The sequence below is a fragment of the Leptolyngbya sp. NK1-12 genome, from assembly GCF_032598965.1.
In the GTDB taxonomy this organism is placed as follows: domain Bacteria; phylum Cyanobacteriota; class Cyanobacteriia; order Elainellales; family Elainellaceae; genus Elainella.
Map to the genome: position 1 here is coordinate 4,921,728 of NZ_CP053586.1, position 18,434 is coordinate 4,940,161.

General features: G+C 51.3%; 15 protein-coding genes. 8 read left to right on the forward strand and 7 right to left on the reverse strand.

Going from position 1 to position 18,434, the window contains the following annotated elements; genetic code table 11:
- Positions 1–33 precede the first annotated feature (33 nt).
- Together HJG54_RS20915 and HJG54_RS20920 are read right to left on the reverse strand one after the other, a co-directional pair.
- Entirely contained in the window at positions 34–672 is a 639-nt protein-coding gene (locus HJG54_RS20915) for a hypothetical protein (protein WP_316431168.1), read from the reverse strand.
- Positions 673–1,114: 442 nt separating this feature from the next.
- Positions 1,115–2,362, reverse strand: a complete 1,248-nt coding sequence (locus HJG54_RS20920) for a pentapeptide repeat-containing protein (protein ID WP_316431170.1) — start codon at positions 2,360–2,362, stop codon at positions 1,115–1,117.
- Between the two features lie 1,278 nt (positions 2,363–3,640).
- Here HJG54_RS20920 and HJG54_RS20925 point away from each other — a divergent pair.
- Positions 3,641–3,841: a hypothetical protein gene (locus tag HJG54_RS20925; protein WP_316431171.1), complete on the forward strand. Its 201-nt coding sequence runs from the start codon at positions 3,641–3,643 to the stop codon at positions 3,839–3,841.
- 125 nt (positions 3,842–3,966) lie between these two features.
- Here the strand turns inward: HJG54_RS20925 and HJG54_RS20930 are convergent, their stop codons facing one another.
- The 3 genes from HJG54_RS20930 to HJG54_RS20940 all read right to left on the reverse strand — a co-directional run bounded on the left by HJG54_RS20930 (position 3,967) and on the right by HJG54_RS20940 (position 10,732).
- Positions 3,967–5,388 (reverse strand): C45 family peptidase, encoded by a 1,422-nt coding sequence (locus tag HJG54_RS20930; RefSeq protein ID WP_316431172.1) that lies wholly within the window; start codon positions 5,386–5,388, stop codon positions 3,967–3,969.
- Positions 5,389–5,495: 107 nt separating this feature from the next.
- On the reverse strand, positions 5,496–9,446 hold the full coding sequence (locus HJG54_RS20935) for a hypothetical protein (protein ID WP_316431173.1): 3,951 nt from the start codon (positions 9,444–9,446) through the stop codon (positions 5,496–5,498).
- Between the two features lie 134 nt (positions 9,447–9,580).
- On the reverse strand, positions 9,581–10,732 hold the full coding sequence (locus HJG54_RS20940; RefSeq protein ID WP_316431174.1) for a sensor histidine kinase: 1,152 nt from the start codon (positions 10,730–10,732) through the stop codon (positions 9,581–9,583).
- 296 nt (positions 10,733–11,028) lie between these two features.
- Between HJG54_RS20940 and solA the strand changes: the two genes are divergently transcribed.
- The gene (gene solA / locus HJG54_RS20945; protein WP_316431175.1) at positions 11,029–12,177 is read left to right on the forward strand and encodes an N-methyl-L-tryptophan oxidase; all 1,149 of its coding nucleotides are present in this window, start codon (positions 11,029–11,031) and stop codon (positions 12,175–12,177) included.
- A gap of 4 nt (positions 12,178–12,181) precedes the next feature.
- On the opposite strand, the gene HJG54_RS20950 is transcribed toward solA, so the two are convergent.
- A complete protein-coding gene (locus HJG54_RS20950; protein ID WP_316431176.1) occupies positions 12,182–12,439 on the reverse strand; it encodes a hypothetical protein in 258 nt (85 codons plus the stop codon).
- Positions 12,436–12,819 carry a hypothetical protein gene (locus HJG54_RS20955; protein WP_316431177.1) on the reverse strand — a complete coding sequence of 128 codons (384 nt, stop codon included), beginning with the start codon at positions 12,817–12,819 and terminating at the stop codon, positions 12,436–12,438. The genes HJG54_RS20950 and HJG54_RS20955 overlap by 4 nt, the downstream gene beginning before the upstream one ends.
- 100 nt (positions 12,820–12,919) lie before the next feature.
- Here HJG54_RS20955 and HJG54_RS20960 point away from each other — a divergent pair, with 100 nt between their 5' ends.
- The 6 genes from HJG54_RS20960 (at position 12,920) to HJG54_RS20985 (ending at position 18,427) form a co-directional block, all read left to right on the forward strand.
- On the forward strand, positions 12,920–13,267 hold the full coding sequence (locus HJG54_RS20960; RefSeq protein ID WP_316431178.1) for a PepSY domain-containing protein: 348 nt from the start codon (positions 12,920–12,922) through the stop codon (positions 13,265–13,267).
- A gap of 542 nt (positions 13,268–13,809) precedes the next feature.
- Positions 13,810–14,307: a DUF2231 domain-containing protein gene (locus HJG54_RS20965; protein WP_211622225.1), complete on the forward strand. Its 498-nt coding sequence runs from the start codon at positions 13,810–13,812 to the stop codon at positions 14,305–14,307.
- On the forward strand, positions 14,304–14,900 hold the full coding sequence (locus HJG54_RS20970; protein ID WP_316431180.1) for a DUF2231 domain-containing protein: 597 nt from the start codon (positions 14,304–14,306) through the stop codon (positions 14,898–14,900). Before HJG54_RS20965 ends, HJG54_RS20970 begins: the two co-directional genes overlap by 4 nt.
- Before the next feature lie 61 nt (positions 14,901–14,961).
- The gene (locus HJG54_RS20975) at positions 14,962–15,951 is read left to right on the forward strand and encodes a cytochrome c oxidase subunit II (RefSeq protein WP_316431182.1); all 990 of its coding nucleotides are present in this window, start codon (positions 14,962–14,964) and stop codon (positions 15,949–15,951) included.
- 155 nt (positions 15,952–16,106) lie between these two features.
- A complete protein-coding gene (ctaD, locus tag HJG54_RS20980) occupies positions 16,107–17,789 on the forward strand; it encodes a cytochrome c oxidase subunit I (protein WP_316431184.1) in 1,683 nt (560 codons plus the stop codon).
- Positions 17,790–17,818: 29 nt separating this feature from the next.
- Positions 17,819–18,427, forward strand: coding sequence for a cytochrome c oxidase subunit 3 (locus HJG54_RS20985; protein ID WP_316431186.1), 609 nt, complete (start codon positions 17,819–17,821; stop codon positions 18,425–18,427).
- Positions 18,428–18,434: the final 7 nt, after the last annotated feature.

Here is an 18,434-nt window from a genome sequence, read left to right on the forward strand (position 1 = left end):
ATCCCGAAGATCATAATCTTGACTAAATACTACTTAGCTATCACCCTTTTGAGAGTTTTTTGTTTCCAAGATATTACTAATTCTTTTTAGTTGGTCATATTCCCATTTAGTTAAATCTCTCCAAGTATAAAAAGCAAAAATTGCACCGAGTCCACAAAAAAATACGCTAAAAGTTGAGATTGCCACTTTTGTACTAACAGCTACCTGCGGCAGCCTAGTCCAAGCAAAAATAGAAGTACTGATAGCTAAAAACACAAAGTTTATTCCCCATGCACGGGCAATCCGCAATCTACTTCTGTCATATTCAAATCGTTTCATCGTATTTTCTGCTGCATGGGTATACACGTAAACTTTCACAGCTTCAACATACTCATTGTTGCTTTTGATGTTTTCGTAGCTTTTGTATTGATCAAAGTCTTGCTCACGAAATTTTTTATTTAAGTTACAGAAGAACTTATGGAAGATTCTTTTGTAAAGATGATGAGCTAGATGGTCTGTGATTATTCCTAATACATAGACCAAGGATAAAAAAGGTATAAGCGTGAGTAGGCCGGTAAGCTTTTGCCTAGGAATCCAGGTGTAGTCGAAAATGCTAAAGAATAGAAGGATCAACCAGGCTACTGTTCCAATCCCGCTGACAATTAGTTCAACGAACAAAGACGTTGTACTCATCTCAATATCATGCCACACCTGCGACAAACAATACCTGCGTCGCCTAATTGCTCGTAGAGTTTTATCTAGTCAAGACGTTGCTTACTTCGTGGTTCATCCCGCTATTAAAGCATGAAACCATCTCTATAGATCACGTACAGGACTGGAGGACAGAACTGACCATGGGACGGCAAGGAATAATAATCATTCCCAATTTAGCAGGACGGGTGGAAAGATTCACCTCGTATTGGGTAAACCCTCAATCTAGCCTGAAGAGGCGGAAATAAATAGCATCCATAAATTCGCCTCACGGAGGGAGAATATCAATTACTCTCTCTTGCTCTATGGTGTTTGCCAGAAGAGATATTGTTATGGGCACTTTGCACCCACAACAATATCTCTGTCCTAACTATCTCTGTCCTAACTGTCGTGGCGACGGCTATCGAACGTTTGAAACATCCTTCTAGAAGATGGTGTCTACAGTGATTGCACCTGTCAGATCAGCACCCGTCAGGTTGGCTCCTGTAAAGTTGGCTTTGCTCAAGTCAGCATTGACCAGCAGTGCATTGCTAAAGTTGGCGTTATTGGCAATGCCATCCACAAAGTTGATACCCGTCAAATTGGCACCGATCGTATCTGCATCAGCTCCATCTGCCAGGAGTGCGCCCGTGAGGTTCGCCTTGCTCAAGTTTGCCCCGTTGAGTAACGCATCATCCAGTTGTGCTCCGGTCAGGATCGCTTCCGTTAGATCGGCTCCGGTCAGATCGACTCCTGTGAGGTCAGCATTGGTGAGATTGGCACCCTTGAGGTTTGCACCGCTCAGGACAGCTCCGGTAAAGTTTGCACCAGTGAGATCGGCTCCTTCAAAGCTGACATTTGCAGCGGAGACGCCTCTGAAATCTGAGCCAGTCAGATCAGAGCCAACGAAACTAGCACCATCCAACTCAGTCACGTCATTGGTCAAGGACCGGAAATCGGCTCCTGCGAAGTTGACATCATCGGCAATCAAATTACTCAAATCTGCACCCCGAAAAGTGAGATTAAAATCAGTGGGCAGTGTCGTCAGAGGAACGCCCTCTGGAATAGAATTATTAACATCGCTGAGGGAGAGTCCTTCGAAGTTGGCATTATTGAAATTGACATTAAACAGGAAGATATCCGTGAAGTTGGTATTCCTGAAATCAGCCCCGACGGCAGTCACATTCTGAAGAATGACAGCTTCAAGGGTAGCACCTTGTAAATTGGCATTGGTTAGCGTTGCGCCTGTCAGATCAGCGGCTTTCAGATTCGCCAGAGACAGATTAGCCCTGGTCAAGTTAGCGCCTGTTAAGTTGGGGCGCTCAGACTGTTCGCCACTAAGATTGGCTTCCACCAGAATGGCATCGATGAGGATTGCATTGGAAAGGTTGATATCAGAAGTGTTGATTTTGGTGAGATTCGCCCGTCTTAGGTTTGCTCCACTCAGGTTGACATTGGTTAAGGTTGCCAGAGACAAATTGGCTACCGCAGGAAAGGTGGCATTCGGTGCAAAAATCGCACCCGAGGCATTGACATTTAGCCAAACCGATTCTCTGAAATCCGTGCCCCTCAGTTGGGTATTGACAAATTGCACATTGGTAAGACTGGTTTTGAAGAATGTGGAACCACTCCAGTTTTGACCAGAAAAGTTATTCCCAACCAGAGCTAGTTCATTAAAATTTTGTACTGGCATATTGGTAGATCCCCTAAATTGCTTAACATCATTACTGTTTCGTGACCTAAAACGATCGTTTTGAGTAACCCAAATAATTCATTGATGATCACCATTAATGATCATCAATGAATTTATGCAAATTACATTAATTCAATTCATAAACCAATTTACGAATCGAATCGAATCCGATCGCAATGACAAATCATTCCGTTCAAAAATTGAGTTGCAACTAGTGCGCAATCAACTGTCAAGCAGTCAATTGCACAGCCAAACTAGGCGTGAGAAATTCTCAAACCTATCGACCCTGCACTTGCAGTCCGCAATAGCTAAAAAACTTTTGCCAATTCGAGCTTACGAATAGCAAGCCCAAATGGATGCCTTAGTTGAACGTTCTTGGTCTCGACTCGATTACGTACACATAAACATTGTAGTGATCGAAGTCACAGTATTTTTTCTTACGTAGTTAACGCTACCACTGACAGATTACATCTGTCAAACCTTATAGGGGAAACTTAGATGAGAATTTTCTCATAAATGGCAAATCCCTTGCTGCACAATGGTTCTAATACCAATTAAATAGTAAGCGTGCATAAGATCAGGCTGCGAGGGGTGTTGGTGCATACTGACCGCGCCAGGCACTTTCAAGGTGCTTTCAATTCCTCGCGCATAAAGCGATGAACCGTTTCGGTTGGATCCCTAGCCTTGGGTTTGTTCGCGCAGCGTGTGCATAGCATAATCCCCCTTTTCTGAGATGCCCACAGGGCCATAATCCTCCTAAACCCCAGCGGGGATGCGCCTTCGGCGTAGAATAAGGGGGACTTCAAATCATTGTTGGTATGTGCTAGCCCCAGGCTTCGCCTATGGTTCCCCCCTTACAAAAGGGGGGCTAGGGGGGATCTCAACAGGATTTGCGATCTACTGAGGCTACATCTGTAAAGCGGTGGTTTGGGGTGAGCGAGTAGTTTCGCTACAAGCAACGTTCACCCACTGTTAACAATTACAATCCCACGCTTGTGTTTCTCAACGCTTTGGTTTATGCTTTGCCATACTAGTGCTTCTCGGACCCGAAGAGGGCTAGTGGGCCGCTCAAGGCAGATTATTCGGGCGCTGATCCAAGGTGTTACCAGCACGCAAGGATCAGCTCACCTGACTCTCTGGCGTCAGCAGAGAGCAAGGCTGTGTTGATTGTACTGTAGAAGTGCAACCTGCATGGCCTCGTTTGATGCGTCCTGTAGTCAGGCATTGGGCCTTGAGCGATTTCTTGACCGAAATCTAATCAAGCGAGGCTACATTACTATGACCACTGAATTTAACGAACTGCTAGACGCAGGCGACCATGCCGGCGTGCAAATCTGGATTATCGGCACCAGAGACCAGCTGATTCACCAGATCAACGAGTTCTACGTCAGGCGGATTGCCACCGACCGCAGCCGCTTCACGCCCCTGATTCCTGCTCCCTTTGGGCGAGACAAGTACATGACGATGCTGATTCGCTAAAGCAGTAGGAGTCAGAATACAGGAGTCAGGAGTCAGGAGTCAGGGGCCAGGAGGAAAAACGAGACCTGACTCTTGACTTCTGATCTCTGATTTTCCCATCTCTCTCATCTCTCCTGTCCTGTCTTCTAATCAATCACCGCAGATGGACATCGAACCGGATTCGAGCGGTTCAGCAGTTCGTCTAGCGAGAAACAAACGAAAGGATTTTCTGGCACAGGTGGTTCACCAGCAGCGATCCAAAATAGCCTGCGTTCTGGGTCGAAAGTAACCTGGCGTAGAGAGCCGTTGCCGCCTGGACTAGCATCGTCATCGTAGACCGATAATGGACTCTCCTCAAACGTGTCAGGATTAGTACGGTCACGCATGATCTCTATCATTACCTCTGGATCGATTTCACCATAGCGAGAACTAGCACCATCAGGTTCTAGAAGCTGCGCGAATCGCTTGTAGCGGATTAGACTGGATGGTTCCTGTGGTTGTCGATCGCGTCCTTGCAGCTCTGGTGAAACAAAATGGTTAGTCATATAGACAATGCCATTCTGATCGAGTTCTCGCAGGGCAAAGGTATTGCCTAACAGTTCAAATACACCGGCCCGTTTCGCGTTGCCGTCTGTCACCATAATCAAATTGGCTCTCATTCGGGGGTGGCTGGCAAAAATTTTGACTGCATCCTCAAACGAGTGGGCACTGCGGAGAATTTCTGCCATCAGCTGCACATTGCTGCCGCCCTGATCTAGGTTCAAATCGCGGACGTTCTCGGGATGAGCCGTATCAAGGGCGATGGAAATTCCTGCATCGTTCAGCCCCGAGTTGGGCCACAGCATTCCCGGTACACCAATAAACACATGGGGAATGCCGTCGTTGGGTTGCCGCACGAATACGGTCGAGTTTTTGATCCAGTAGTCAATCGGGCGTTGATCATTGTCGAGCGTGCCGCCGTGGTAGAGTCGTCCATCTGCTGTAGCTGTTCCTGCCGCCGCAAATTGGGCACAGCCGTCGTTAAACAGCAAACCGGGCAATGTGGTGGTAAAAAACTCCTGAAACACATCGCCAAAGGCCAAGGCCATACAACTATCTGCCGTCATGCCCAAATCTGCCGTTGCTGCTGCTAACCCCTGACATTCTTCGGCTACTGTGGGAGACGTGCGGCGTCGAGCTAATCGTGCTAATCCCAGCCCCCGACTGGCAATATCAAGGCCGTTGATAATTTCTCGCCCCATTGAGGCAATTTCGTCGTGGAGTAAACGGCCATGCTGATAGCCCATTTCATAGGGCGTACCCTGGAGCCAAACAACTTTGATGTTGCCTCGATCAGCGCGCTGCGAGGGAACCGGCTGCCAATTTGGATCTGATTCAGTAGATACCTGAGGCGATGCGTCTGATAATACAGCAGGTGATACGACAGGAGATGAAGCTGCTTGCAGTAAAGCCCCGCGCCATTGTACGGTAATCGTCCCGGCTGTAATTGCACCAGCAATGACGCTCACCAGGCCTGCACAGAGAAACAGGCGAATTAGCTTCGGTAGTTTTTCCAGCAGTCGCAGCATAGCCAGATCTCACAGGTTGTATGCAATTGAGCCATTCCAGGGAATGGTGCTCAAATGGAAACCGAACAGTTGTTCAATTTATCACAAAAGCTATACTAGCTTGCGGTCTATTCCCATTGGGAAAATTCGGTTAACCAGTACTGCATCAATGCATTCATCTGACTGCGTCGCGCCTCAAAAGTGGCTGCGATCCAAATAAACAGTAATCCCATCACAATCCCAATCGCCCAGAGCAGCAGCGAATAGGTATTGATAAACAGCCACAATAGCCGCAGCACTTGTAGGATAAACGTGGCTGTTCCCACATAGAGAAACGCCCGCACCCGCAGCACCAATCCCAGAAAAATCAGAGCCAAGGCTAAGCCAAGCGTCAATAGCCGAATCAGTAGGGCTGTGGGGTCGGGTTCCACTTCTGCCTGGTAAAACATCGTTATGCTCAACAGGCCCACTGCCAGAGACCGTAACCAATGGCGCTGGTCTCTGGCGGTAGCGTTGCGTAGAGCCGGATCAATTTGAGCAATGTAGAGCAGAGAAGCAGCTACCAAACTGCTGATCCAGGTAAGGTTGAGCCAACCTGAGGTGGCTAGGAAGCGCAACCCGGCCCAGTCCACCAAAACTAGACTCAGGTAGCTGAGGCGCGGACGCCGTTCGGTTTTGGCAATCCAGGCATAAAAGGCTGCCACAATCAGCAGGCTTTGTAGCGTCGTTTCTCCTGCCGTTAATAGAACGATGAGGCCAGGTAACAGCAGTGCCCAATTACACCAAGGACGCTGAGGCCATCCCCAGGAGTGCCAGGGCAGAAAATACAAACCCAGGGCCAAGATCGCCGCTAGCGTGCCCGCCCAAGCCAGCAGGACATCCGTGGCCGGAATCAGCCGATAGAGAGCATAGGCGATCACGGTCAATGCTTCCAGAATGCCCAAATAGGTCCACAGGTCGGGGGCAGCAGCGGACTGGGTCTGAAGAGAGCGCCTGCCGTGGGCCAGAGCATAGCCAGTGAGCAGCGTAGCCACGAGCAACCACAGCAGCAATCCTCGGTCGCCTAGTCCTAACCGCAAAGCCACCAGCGCCAATCCACTGCCCAACCCCCAGTGCAAATGGGCAATCCAGCTCAACTCGCCAGACTCTAACCGCAGGTAGGGCAGCAGCCAACGTTGACCAAGCTGCTCCATCAGAGCAACAAGTGCAGCTAATCCTGCCAGGAGGGTAACGCCATCGCCGACATACCCGCCTGTAGCCTGCATCAGTTGGTAGATCAGCAGCTCATAGAAAGCAACCGAAGCCAGCAGCAGCGACCAGAGGGTGAGGAACTTAAACGTGCGGCTCCGACGGCCCACCCCAATCCCGATCAGGGCAGCAGCTAAGGTATAGAGTCCGGTGGTAGCTGTAAAGCGGTGGTGGCCGATCAGCATTGCCAAACCGGCATAAAGTAAGGGAATCCAATGCCAGCTTGGGCGGTAGGTCTGTCTGGAGCGGCTGACCCAAAAATCCCCTGCCAGCTGGCTGACAAATCCCAGCGCCAGCGTGGCTACCGTGAGGGCATCAAACGAGCCACCTTGCCAACCAATCAGGATGATGACAAAGAGTTCTACAGCCCAAGCCAATCCTAGAAAGCCAAACTCGCTGCTGCCCTGCCAGCGGAGCTGATTAGCAATGGCTGCGGCAATCAAGCCACTGGCGATCACTAACTCTGGTGCAAATTCCCAGCTCTCGATCAGCAAGTAGGCCACCAAACTGTGCAAACTGAGGCTGATTAAACTAAACAAGGCCACGCCAACCGCCCAGAAGTTGACCGCCGTCCCATAGAGCAGCCCGATCTGGCCCCAGCGTTGCAGCCCCCGCTGCCCGATCCAGAGCAACCAGAGGTTGGCCGCCAGCAGCAGTAGCACCGTTTCAAACCGCAGCCAGTCTGGGACGAATCGGTAGAGAGCAACTGCCTCCCAGCCCAGGCCAAACCCGATGGTCAACAGAGCTGCCGCGAACTGGTTTAACGTCAGTGTGTTGACCAGCATCAGAGCAGTCGCTGCCCCCAAAGCTAGCAACCAGCTATCGACAGAATTGAGCAAAAACAGCTGTGCCACTAGCGCCCCCGAACTGAGCCAAGCCGCCAAGACAGAGCGCTGGGGTTGCAGACGAGCTAGCCCTGCCAAAAGCGCAGGCGTCACCAGCCAGATCAGATTGGTCAGATTTGGATAATCATCCCCAGCCGGATTGACCGGGTTCAACAACAGGGCATAGCTGAGACCGGCCAGCCCCAAACCGAAATGCCAGCAGCTTTGCTTCCAGTGGGTTTCGGTGCCCAGACTCAATCCCCATTCGATTGCCACCGCTAGCAGCACAATTTTGGCCCAAGCCAGCCCACCCAACCCTGGAATCACCACATCAATCCAGGCTGCCAGCATCGCCAGAATCAGTAAATGGTTGAAGTAGAACCAACCGAGGGCTAGCGGGCGTCGATGCAGCGTGAGGAGCAGCGTGAGCGTCGCCAGCGTCAGAGTCAGCGATCGCACTAGAGGATTGGCCAAGCTACACAGAACCAGAATTCCGCCCAGCCCTAGCGCCATTCCTTCAGTCGCGCGAACCAGCCTAGGCTGTTGCCGTCGCCAGCGTTTGGCCAGACCCAGCAGCAGCCAGAGGTAGGGAAATCCAGCCAAGCCCAACAGCACCCAGGGCATGCCCTCGACTCCGCACACCTGAGTTGCGGTTGTGATGATTTTGGCCCGTGCTTCGGTAGGCAGCAGTCGCCATAGCAAGGCATAGGTTTGTAGCCCCAGCAGCACCAGCGCCAGCAGCGAACGGAATCCGCCCCGTCGTTCCAGTTGGTCGCCCAATAGCCACAGTCCTAAACCGCTGACGGCAAACGCCTGCCAGGGTGGATCGGTGGTCACGGTCACGGCCCAGCCCAGCCCTAGCAGCGCGATGCCAGCATTGCTCCAGAGGTTGGTGAGTGGACTAGGAGCCGCACCCGGATCCGGCACAGTCATTCCCCGCTGACGGCGAGCCAACCAGCAAAACAGCCAGCCACAGATACCAAATGCTAATCCCAACTGATGCAGTGGCACCTGTGCCGCCCAAATTGCTCGTCCCAACAGCAGCAGGACCGGTAAGGCAATGATCAGGGAAGTGAGCAGATTGGGTGAACCCACTTGAGGTCTCCCGACCTCTTGATCTAGGCCACCATCCGGTTCGGTGTGCAATTGCTGCTCGGCTTGCTGCTCGGCTTGTCGATAGGTCAACAACGCTGTGCCAATCGTGCCGGCATAGGTGGCGATCAGCGGTAGTCCAGCTAGGATCCAGCCCCAGTGCAGCCAACTCAGTCCCAGGCTATTCATCACCATCAGACGCCGCTGCATCGGATTAGCCGCCAGTTGGGGCACAAGCGTGATTACAATCCCGGTCAGCACCAGGGCCGCCAGCAGGTTTAGCCCTACTCCCAGGCCAGTCTGCCACAGCCCCAAGCCGTCCATCATCCAGAAGTTGACCGGAATAATCAGCAGCGTGGCAATTTGCAGCATCTGGGTGGTTAGACGCAACGCTACTCTGCCGCCAGTCCACCGGCTCACGCCCCAAAAGGCCAGCGTGTAGGTCAGCAGAATCCCATACTGCCCAATTGGTGCCACATTGCGCCATTGGCTAGCGGCCAGCACTCCCGATGAAACCACCACCATGAACACACCCAGGCACAGCAGCCAAATTACGCCAATTTCGGCCATCAGGGCTTGCAGCGTCCGCCCCACCCAACCGACAGAGCGGTTCCTGTCTGGGGTCCCGGCATCGGTGTGTCTATTGGCAGCAGGCAGGGGAACAAAATCGTTGGCTGTGTCAGGGTTGGAGCGGCTGGCTACAGGCGGTGGCTCTTCAACTGTGGGTGGTGCAACCGTGCGTGGTGCAACAGCAGGCAGAGGGCAAGTTAAATGCAGCCGACAAAATTGCCGCACCTGGCTTTCAGATAGCAATCCGAGCTGAAGCCACACCTCCAAACCAGTGAGCAAATCTGGGTGCTGTAACTGGGCAGCGGACAGCCGGATTAAACCGAATTGGTCGGCCTGTGGAGTCATAGCGACGATCAACGGAGGTCAAACGGAAGTTCTCCTGTTGACGGGATAGTAGCAATAATGGCTTTTAGCGCGACGGGAGGGTAGACAGTTTTGGGAGTGGGGAGATGGGAGGTGGGAGGTGGGAGAAATGGTGATTAAAAGCGGGATTTGTAGTTGAGTTCAGAGAATTCAAGCTGGACGGTGGTGCCGCCGTTGCTGGTGAAGTTGACTTCTGCGTTGAGCTGTTTGGCCAGGATGCGCACGAGTTTGAGTCCTAGGGAGCTAGTTTGCTGCCAGTCAAGGTGGGGAGGTAGGCCAATGCCGTTATCTTGAATGATGATGTGAATTCGGGAGTGAATTTGCTGGAGTTGGACTTGTATTTCTCCCAACCGCTGATCGGGAAAGGCGTGCTGGAGGCTGTTGACCAACAGTTCATTGATCAGAAGGCCACAGGGAATTGCGGTTTCTAAATTTAACCAGACGGGTTCAACCTGAATCACAGGTTTAATCGAGCCGAAATAGCTGCTGTTGGCTAGAAATACATTTAAGGTCAAGCGTTTGAGGTACTCCCCAAACTCAACTCGGCTCAAATTGTCAGATTGGTAAAGTTGCTCGTAAATTAGCGTCATGACCTGGATCCGGTTTTGAGTGGGGGCAAACAGTTGTGAAAGGCGTTCGTCGTTGAGGGTGCCAGCTTGCAGATCGAGCAGATTGGAAATCAGATGCAAATTGTTGCGGACGCGATGGTGGATTTCTTTCAGTAAGACCTCTTTTTCTGCTTGAGCATCTTGAGCATCTTGAGCATCTTGAGTGTCTTGAGTATCCTGGCCATCTTGAGTATTCTGAGCATCCTGGACAGCAGCGTGCAGGCTAGCGACCATCCTGCGGTTAGAACAATGGGCTAACTGGCTAACATCGCTGACGATCACCATGAGATGAGGCTGACGGTCCATCTGAAGCGCTTCAATTGTCAATTCGGCATCCATCATCTGGCCGGATTGGTGGCGCAACTGCCATTTATAGGCTGTCAGAAGCGGTTGTCGATCCAGTTCTGGCAGCAGGCTATACCAATCCAAATTAGCCCATAGGTTCTGCTCAACTACGGTTTGGTTCACCAAGTCAGCAGCTTGGTAGCCCAGCAGAGTACAAAAGCGGGGACTTACTGCAACCAGACGCAGACCTGTCTCGCGGCCAGAGAGATTGGTTAGCCGAATCAAGGCAATGGCCAAGGCAGCAGACTGAATCAGCAAATGGGGCTGCTGTTGCCCATACCAGTGAGATTGGGAAAAGCAACGAAACCGTTTCATCGACCGTTAAAAACCGTTGAGGCACCATCAAATCAGTGGATCTGAGCCTAGCCTGCCCAGCGGTTGTGGCTCGGATAAATGGCCCAGCCCAGCTTCGAGGAAACTTATTGCAGTAATAAAGTTTTTATCAAAGCAAATTTCTTGAGGCGAGATGTAGCAGTCTCCTAGCAGTTCCATAATAGTTTTTAGAAATGGTTGGAAATGATTTTCAGGCTCAAAGACTGAACGGTCAACTGACTCCTGACTCTGACTCCTAGGATTATGATTCAGCCATCAGCACAGGGAGAGTAACCGCAATGGCGACCGGCTTCGATGTGATTGTGATTGGTTTGGGTGGTATGGGCAGTGCCACGGTTTACCAACTGGCTCAGCGGGGGCAGCGGGTGTTGGGATTAGAGCAATTTACACCGCCCCACAATCGCGGCTCCAGCCACGGTAAATCCCGGATAATCCGACAGGCCTATTTTGAGCATCCGTCCTATGTGCCGCTATTACTGAGGGCCTACCAGCTCTGGCAGCAGATCGAGCAAGAAACCAATCAGAAGCTTCTCTTTCTCACCGGCGGACTGATGATCGGCCCACCGAAAAGCACTACCGTCAGCGGCAGTCGGCGCAGCGCTCAAGAACATGGATTGGCCTACGAAATTCTGGACGCCCAGCAAATTCACGCCCGGTTTCCCCTGTTGCATCCCGACCCCAGTGCCATGGCTCTATTCGAAGCCAAAGCGGGCTTTGTGCGTCCAGAAGCAGCAATTCGCGCCCATTTGCAACGTGCAGCCCAGCTTGGAGCAGCTCTACATTTTGAAGAACCCGTACTCGATTGGCATACCACTGAACAAGGGGTGCAGGTGATCACTACAAAAACCACCTACGAGGCTGATCGACTCGTGATTGCACCAGGAGCTTGGGCTGCCCAACTGCTAAAACTAGAGATTCCGTTTGTGGTAGAACGGCAGGTGCTCTACTGGTTTGAACCCCTGCGCCACAGAGACCTATTTGACTACGCCCATCTACCCATTTACATTTGGGAAACCGAGGACAGCGTTCAGTTTTATGGCTTCCCAGCCTATGCCGACTCCACAGAAGGCGTGAAAATTGCCTTTTTCCGCGCTGGTAAAGTTTGTACTCCAGACACAATTGATCGTACGGTTTATCCCCACGAAGTAGAAATGATGCGGAAATATTTGAATCAGTATATTCCGGACTTGAATGGAAAACTTCTAGATACAGTCACCTGTATGTATACAAATGTGCCAGATGAACATTTCGTGATTGGTTTACATCCAGCCTATGCGAATGTTGTGGTTGCGTCTCCTTGTTCTGGGCATGGCTTTAAGTTTGCTAGCGTTGTAGGAGAGATTTTAGCCGACCTAGCAATCAACGGCCACACCCCCCACCCGCTGGAACTGTTTAGCCCTGATCGGTTCAATCCGAGTTTTCAATAAGAGTTTACAAATTGGTTGATTGGCTTCTGATCCACTGGCGAAACTGCTTGATTAAGCCATTCTCACCAATCGTCGAGCACAGTTCCAAAAAACTAACCAGATCCTTCGCTTGGATCAATGGCAATGCAATGCTGCGTTCATGCACTTCGTACTGTCCCTCCCGCAACGAATAGATAAACAGTGCTCGGCCATCATAACGCCATATCTCCGGCACTCCCAAATCGGCATAGATCGACAACCGATCCAGCGAACTCCGAGTCATGTCAATCTCAATTGCCAGATCTGGAGGAGAAATCGGGACAAATCAATTTGCTCTACTCCGCGAACTAAGGCTTCGTTCTGAATGTAGTAACACTGATCTGGCTCCAATCCTCTGGCAAGGTCTTCCCGGGCACAGGTGCGCGAGCCTAAGCTGCGGATTTCTAAATTCAGTTCCTCTGTTGCTGCCTCGACTAAGCGCCCTAGCAGCTTTTTGTAAGTTTCATAGGGGTCAAGAGGCATCCGAATTTCTAAGGTACTGCGGTCGTAGGTGAGGCGAATGGCGGGTTCCTGCTCGAAGTCTCGAATCAGGGACTGATAGGTTTGCCAGCTAATATGGCGCAAAATGACGCGATCTGGACTTTGGATTAGGGCAGCAGTCATCACAGTTTTTCCCAAACGGGTTCCCCCAGCTCATGGTAATACAAGCTTTGATAGATGTGTTATAGGTTGGTGATAGTCCCCTAGCAATGATTCTGAGCATATGAATATCCGGCTATTCCGCAAGCTGCATCAAACGGTGGCTCCCTTCGTTCTGCTGCCGCTTCTGATCACGGTGCTTACAGGCGTTTCCTATCGCTTGGGTAGAAGCTGGTTTGGCTTAACCAGAGACCAAGCCCACTGGTTAATGACGCTCCACGAAGGGGAATATCTAGGAGAAACGCTGGAACCCGTCTATGTGTTGCTGAACGGTCTTGGTGCTCTGTGGATGTTGATTACGGGCGCAACTATGGTTTGGCAAAATATCAGCAAATCGAAATGGATGCGTCGATTAAGCAAGAGTACAGTCAGCGAATCGGTAGCTGGCGGTTCTGAAGGAACGTCAGAGTGAATTAAGTTGTTCAACTAAAAATTCAAAATAGGAACGATTGATTAATACAAGTTGGTAATGCTAACGTATAAATATTGAGTGAGAAAACAGGTGATGTTATCAAATTAACATCCATCTCGTTCAGGCTAAATTCGGTTAAGATTACAGGCTCTATTCTATTTGAAAGCTAGTTTATTGAAGGCCAGTTTATTGAAGGCCAGTTTGAAAGCCAGAATTTTTGTACTTTGCTTAGCGGGTGCAATTTTTTCTATTGCTTTCTCTCTATAGCCTTCCTGTAGATAGATGACAAATATCAATCATCTAAGACACAACAAAGGCAAAACTAGACGCGATACAATCACCTAAGCGCTTGCTTAAAAATCTAAATTAATCTTAAAAATTTCCGAAAGATTTTGTCATTGAGTTCAATAATACATACCGTGAAATAGGAGCTTGCTAGGGTTATTTAAGCTGAGTTCTGCTACAACAGAGTTTGACAGAGACTGCACCTGACACCGTGCCTAGACACTGCACTATCGAAACTATGTGCCCTGGAGAACACCGTGCTTGAGTATCTTCCCCCCCTGAACGAACACAATCTCCCTTACCCCGACACAATTCACCCAATTGTCGTCCACTTTGTGATTGCGATGGTGCTGTTTGCCTTTTTGTGCGACATTATTGGCTTCTTCACCAAAAATTCTCGCCTTTACGAAGTGAGCTGGTGGAATCTCGCCTTTGCGACAGTTTCCATTTTTATCGCGGTTATTTTTGGGCAAATTGAAGCCGGACTGGCCGAACCTTACAGTGCTGCGGTTTCCACGCTCAACCTCCATACCTTGCTGGGCTGGTCACTATCGGGAATTTTGGCAGCTGTAACTGGATGGCGTTACGTGATTCGAGTCCAGAATAAGTCGGAGTTATCTATTCCCTATCTCATCACCAGTGTGGTCCTGGTTGCTCTAGTGACGGCCCAGTCCTATCTAGGAACGTTATTAGTCTGGGTCTATGGTTTACACACGGCACCCGTTGTAGAGGCCATCCGAGGAGGGCTGTCATGAATCCAGAACTGCTGAAACATTGGGGTGATTTTCTTGGCCTCAATGGTTTGCCCTACCCCGTTCCAATTCATCCGGCCCTTGTTCACCTTACGTTGGGGCTGTTTATCGCGGCCATCAGCTTTGATATTGTTGCCGCCCTGTTTCCGGTCGAGAAGCGAGTGTTCAAATGGCTGGCGATTCCGGTGACTCGCTCTGGATTGTTTGATGTGGGCTGGTATAACCTGCTGGCTGCCGCGGTGGTGACGTTCTTTACGGTAGCTGCCGGATTTTTTGAGATTTCCCTAGCCCTGCCGCTGGATGTAGAGAGCGCTTGGGGACTGCGAGCGCTGGAAACGATGATTCTGCACGGGATGGGCGGCGTTGCCCTCCTGACGCTGATCGTCGCTATGACAGTTTGGCGCGGCTTTCAACGGTTTCGCTGGCGCAAAGATATGGCTAGGCAGGTGCAGTGGAGCTATTTGGCCACGGGTCTGATTATTTTTGTGCTGATGTTTTTGCAAGGCACCCTCGGTGCCCACCTCGGCGGTGAATTTGGGATTCATGTTACCGCTGTACAACTGTTGCGTCTAGGCGGCAATCCCAATCAGCTCTAGTTAAACTGCGACTGTGCGATAGTTCGCCTGGTTTTTACTCCCCCCTCTCGCGATCGTCCCTATGAAACTCCGCGCAATTTTGACGCTCACCGTTTATGCTATCCTCGCAACATTTGCCAGTTTGTGGATGGCGAAGCAAGCCTATGCCTGGTTTCCCCCCGAAGCCTCGGCTGAGTCAAAGCTAATCGACGATTTGTTTAGCCTGTTTACCGGCCTAGGGACCTTCATCTACCTGGGTGTAATCGGCCCCTTCCTCTATTCGCTGGTGTTTCACCGCGCCGCCAAGTACGACGATAGTGATGGTCCGCATATTGAAGGCAACACCTGGCTGGAGGTGATCTGGACGGCAGTGCCCTTGGCTCTCGTGTTGGGGCTTTCGTTTGCCAGCTACCGCACCTACGATAAAATGGCTGTGCGTGGCCCGATGGAACTGGTGCATCTCCACATGCCGCAGATGATGCAATCTGCCTATGCTGAGCCGTTTGACAGCACACCGCAACAGGAGATTCAAAACGCCCTAGAGAGCGCCCCGCTTGAGCAAATTGACGTGATCGCCAAACAGTGGGCCTGGGTGTTTCACTATCCGCAGCAGGATGTTAGCAGTACTGAGCTGCATTTACCGGTGGATCGGCGGGTGCACTTCACGCTGAAATCAGAAGATGTGCTGCATGGCTTCTACATTCCGGCCTTTCGGCTCAAGCAAGACGTCGTCCCCAATCATGAGATCGATTTTGAACTCACGCCCACCCGGGTTGGCACCTACCGCCTGCGCGACTCGATGTATAGCGGCACCTACTTCGCCGCCAACCAGGCCGATGTGGTGGTGCAGTCGGTCAACGACTATCAGCAGTGGTTAGCCGATGCGGCGGCCCAAACTCCCTCTGCGGCCTTCAATCGGGCTGCCTATGAATACAGCCGCGCCAATAGCAATAGCGACAATGGCTCGACAAAAGACAAGGTCGCCGTTCGCGGTTGGGAAACGATTCCGCCAGCCCCGCCGCCGGTTGTGAACTATGCCCCTAAGCAGGAACCTCAGAGTCCACCGGCCTAACTTCCAGCCATTAATTTACCGTCTGATTTACGTTTCAAGCTTTTACGCTCTTCTCTCTAACCCTGTCTTAAAGACAGTTTGTAATCACCTATACTCTTCTATCCCTCTCTCTGCTCCGCTTCCATCCATTAGGTTCCATTGCAGCAAAGACACGCATGACCAATATCTCTCTTGAGCCAATCAACGTCACCCGGGGTCAACCCTATCCCGGTGCGCCAGACAACTGGAGGCGGTTTTTCACCTTCAGCACCGATCACAAAGTCATCGGCATTCAATACATCGTCACCTCCTTCTTTTTCTTCTTAGTCGGCGGCACCTTCTCCATGATTATGCGAGGAGAGCTGATTACGCCCGATGCCGATCTGGTAGACCGCACGGTCTACAATGCCCTTTTCACCATGCACGGCTCGGTGATGCTGTTTCTCTGGACCTTTCCGGTGCTGGTCGGTCTGGGTAACTATCTGGTGCCGCTGATGATTGGGGCACGCGACATGGCCTTTCCGCGCCTGAATGCGATTTCCTTCTGGATGATTCCGGTTGTGGGCGTGCTGATGCTAGCTAGCTTCCTGGTACCGGGAGGACCGTCGCAGTCAGGCTGGTGGGCCTATCCGCCCGTGAGTCTGCAAAACCCGACCGGAAATATTATTAACGGTCAGTTTCTCTGGATTTTGGCGGTGGCGATTTCGGGTGTTTCCTCGATCATGGGTGGCGTGAATTTCGTCACCACGATTGTGAAAATGCGGGCACCGGGTATGACCTGGTTCAGAACGCCAGCGTTTGTCTGGGCTGTACTGGCAGCTCAGTTAATTCAGCTCTATGGCCTGCCAGCCCTAACCGGAGGAGCGGTGATGCTGCTGCTGGATCTAACGCTTGGCACCAGTTTCTTTGCACCGGAGCGGGGAGGAAACCCAATCCTGTATCAGCACTTCTTCTGGTTCTATTCCCATCCGGCGGTGTATGTCATGGTACTGCCTGCGTTTGGGATTTTCTCAGAGGTGTTGCCAGTCCATGCACGCAAACCGCTGTTTGGCTATCGAGTCATTGCGGCCTCGTCGCTGTTGATCACGGTGATTAGCGGTGCGGTCTGGGTACATCACATGTTTGCCAGCGCCACACCAGGCTGGATGCGGATGTTCTTCATGGTAACGACGATGCTGGTAGCTGTCCCCAGCGGTATCAAAGTCTTCGGCTGGGTAGCTACCATCTGGGGCGGCAAAATCCGCCTGACCACTCCGATGCTGTTTGCTTTGGGCGGTATTAGTAATTGGCTGTTTGCAGGTATTACCGGTATCTTTCTTGGGTCAGTACCGATTGACATTCATGTCAATAACACCTATTTTGTTGTCGGCCATTTCCATTACGTCCTCTATGGGGCGATTGTGATGGCTATCTATGCCGCCATCTACCACTGGTTCCCCAAGATGACTGGACGCATGTACTACGAAGGTTTGGGCAAGCTGCATTTTGCCTTGACCTATCTAGGTACAGCCCTGACGTTTCTACCGATGCACCCAGCGGGACTGATGGGCATGCCGCGCCGCGTTGCCTCCTATGACCCGGAGTTTGCCTACTGGAACGTGCTGGCGAGCTTGGGCGGCTTTTTGCTGGGCATGTCCACTCTGCCGTTTATTCTCAACATGGTCAGCTCCTGGATTCGGGGCGCAAAGGCGGGAGACAATCCTTGGCGGGCCATCGGCTTGGAATGGCTGACCAGCTCACCGCCGCCCGTGGAAAACTTTGAGGAAATTCCCACCGTGATTTCGCCGCCCTACCGCTACGGCACCGATGAACCGTTGGTGGCAACCAATCCCCAACAGGAACTAACTCAAACGCCTTAACTAGCGGCTAACCGCACAGGAGCAAATCCATGACCACAGAAAGAGCCATCGCCCAACAGGTCGAAGCCGGGGTTCGCCAAGAGCAGGAGCACGACGAAGCGGGAAACAGTAAATTCGGCTTTATTGTGTTCTTGCTCTCAGAGAGCGTTATCTTTCTCAGTTTCTTTGCCGGATACATTATCTATAAAACCACCGTACCCGACTGGTATCCACCGGGAGTAACGGGACTAGAAACCCGCGATCCGACAATCAATACCATCGTGCTGGTGTCCAGTAGCTTTGTGATCTACGTAGCCGAGCGGTTTCTGCACGACAAAAAGCTGTGGGGATTTCGCTTGTTTCTGCTAGCCACCATGGCCATGGGCAGCTACTTCCTCTATGGTCAAGCCGTGGAATGGAGCAGTTTACCGTTTAGCGTCACTTCGGGTGTGTTTGGTGGTACGTTCTATCTGTTGACTGGCTTTCATGGTCTGCATGTTCTGACTGGGATTCTGCTGCAAGTCTTGATGCTGATTCGTTCGTTTGTTCCCGGTAATTACGAGCGAGGATACTTTGGTGTCGAAGCAACATCCCTATTCTGGCATTTTGTAGATGTGATCTGGATTATTCTATTTATTCTGATTTACGTCTGGCAGTAATTCCCCT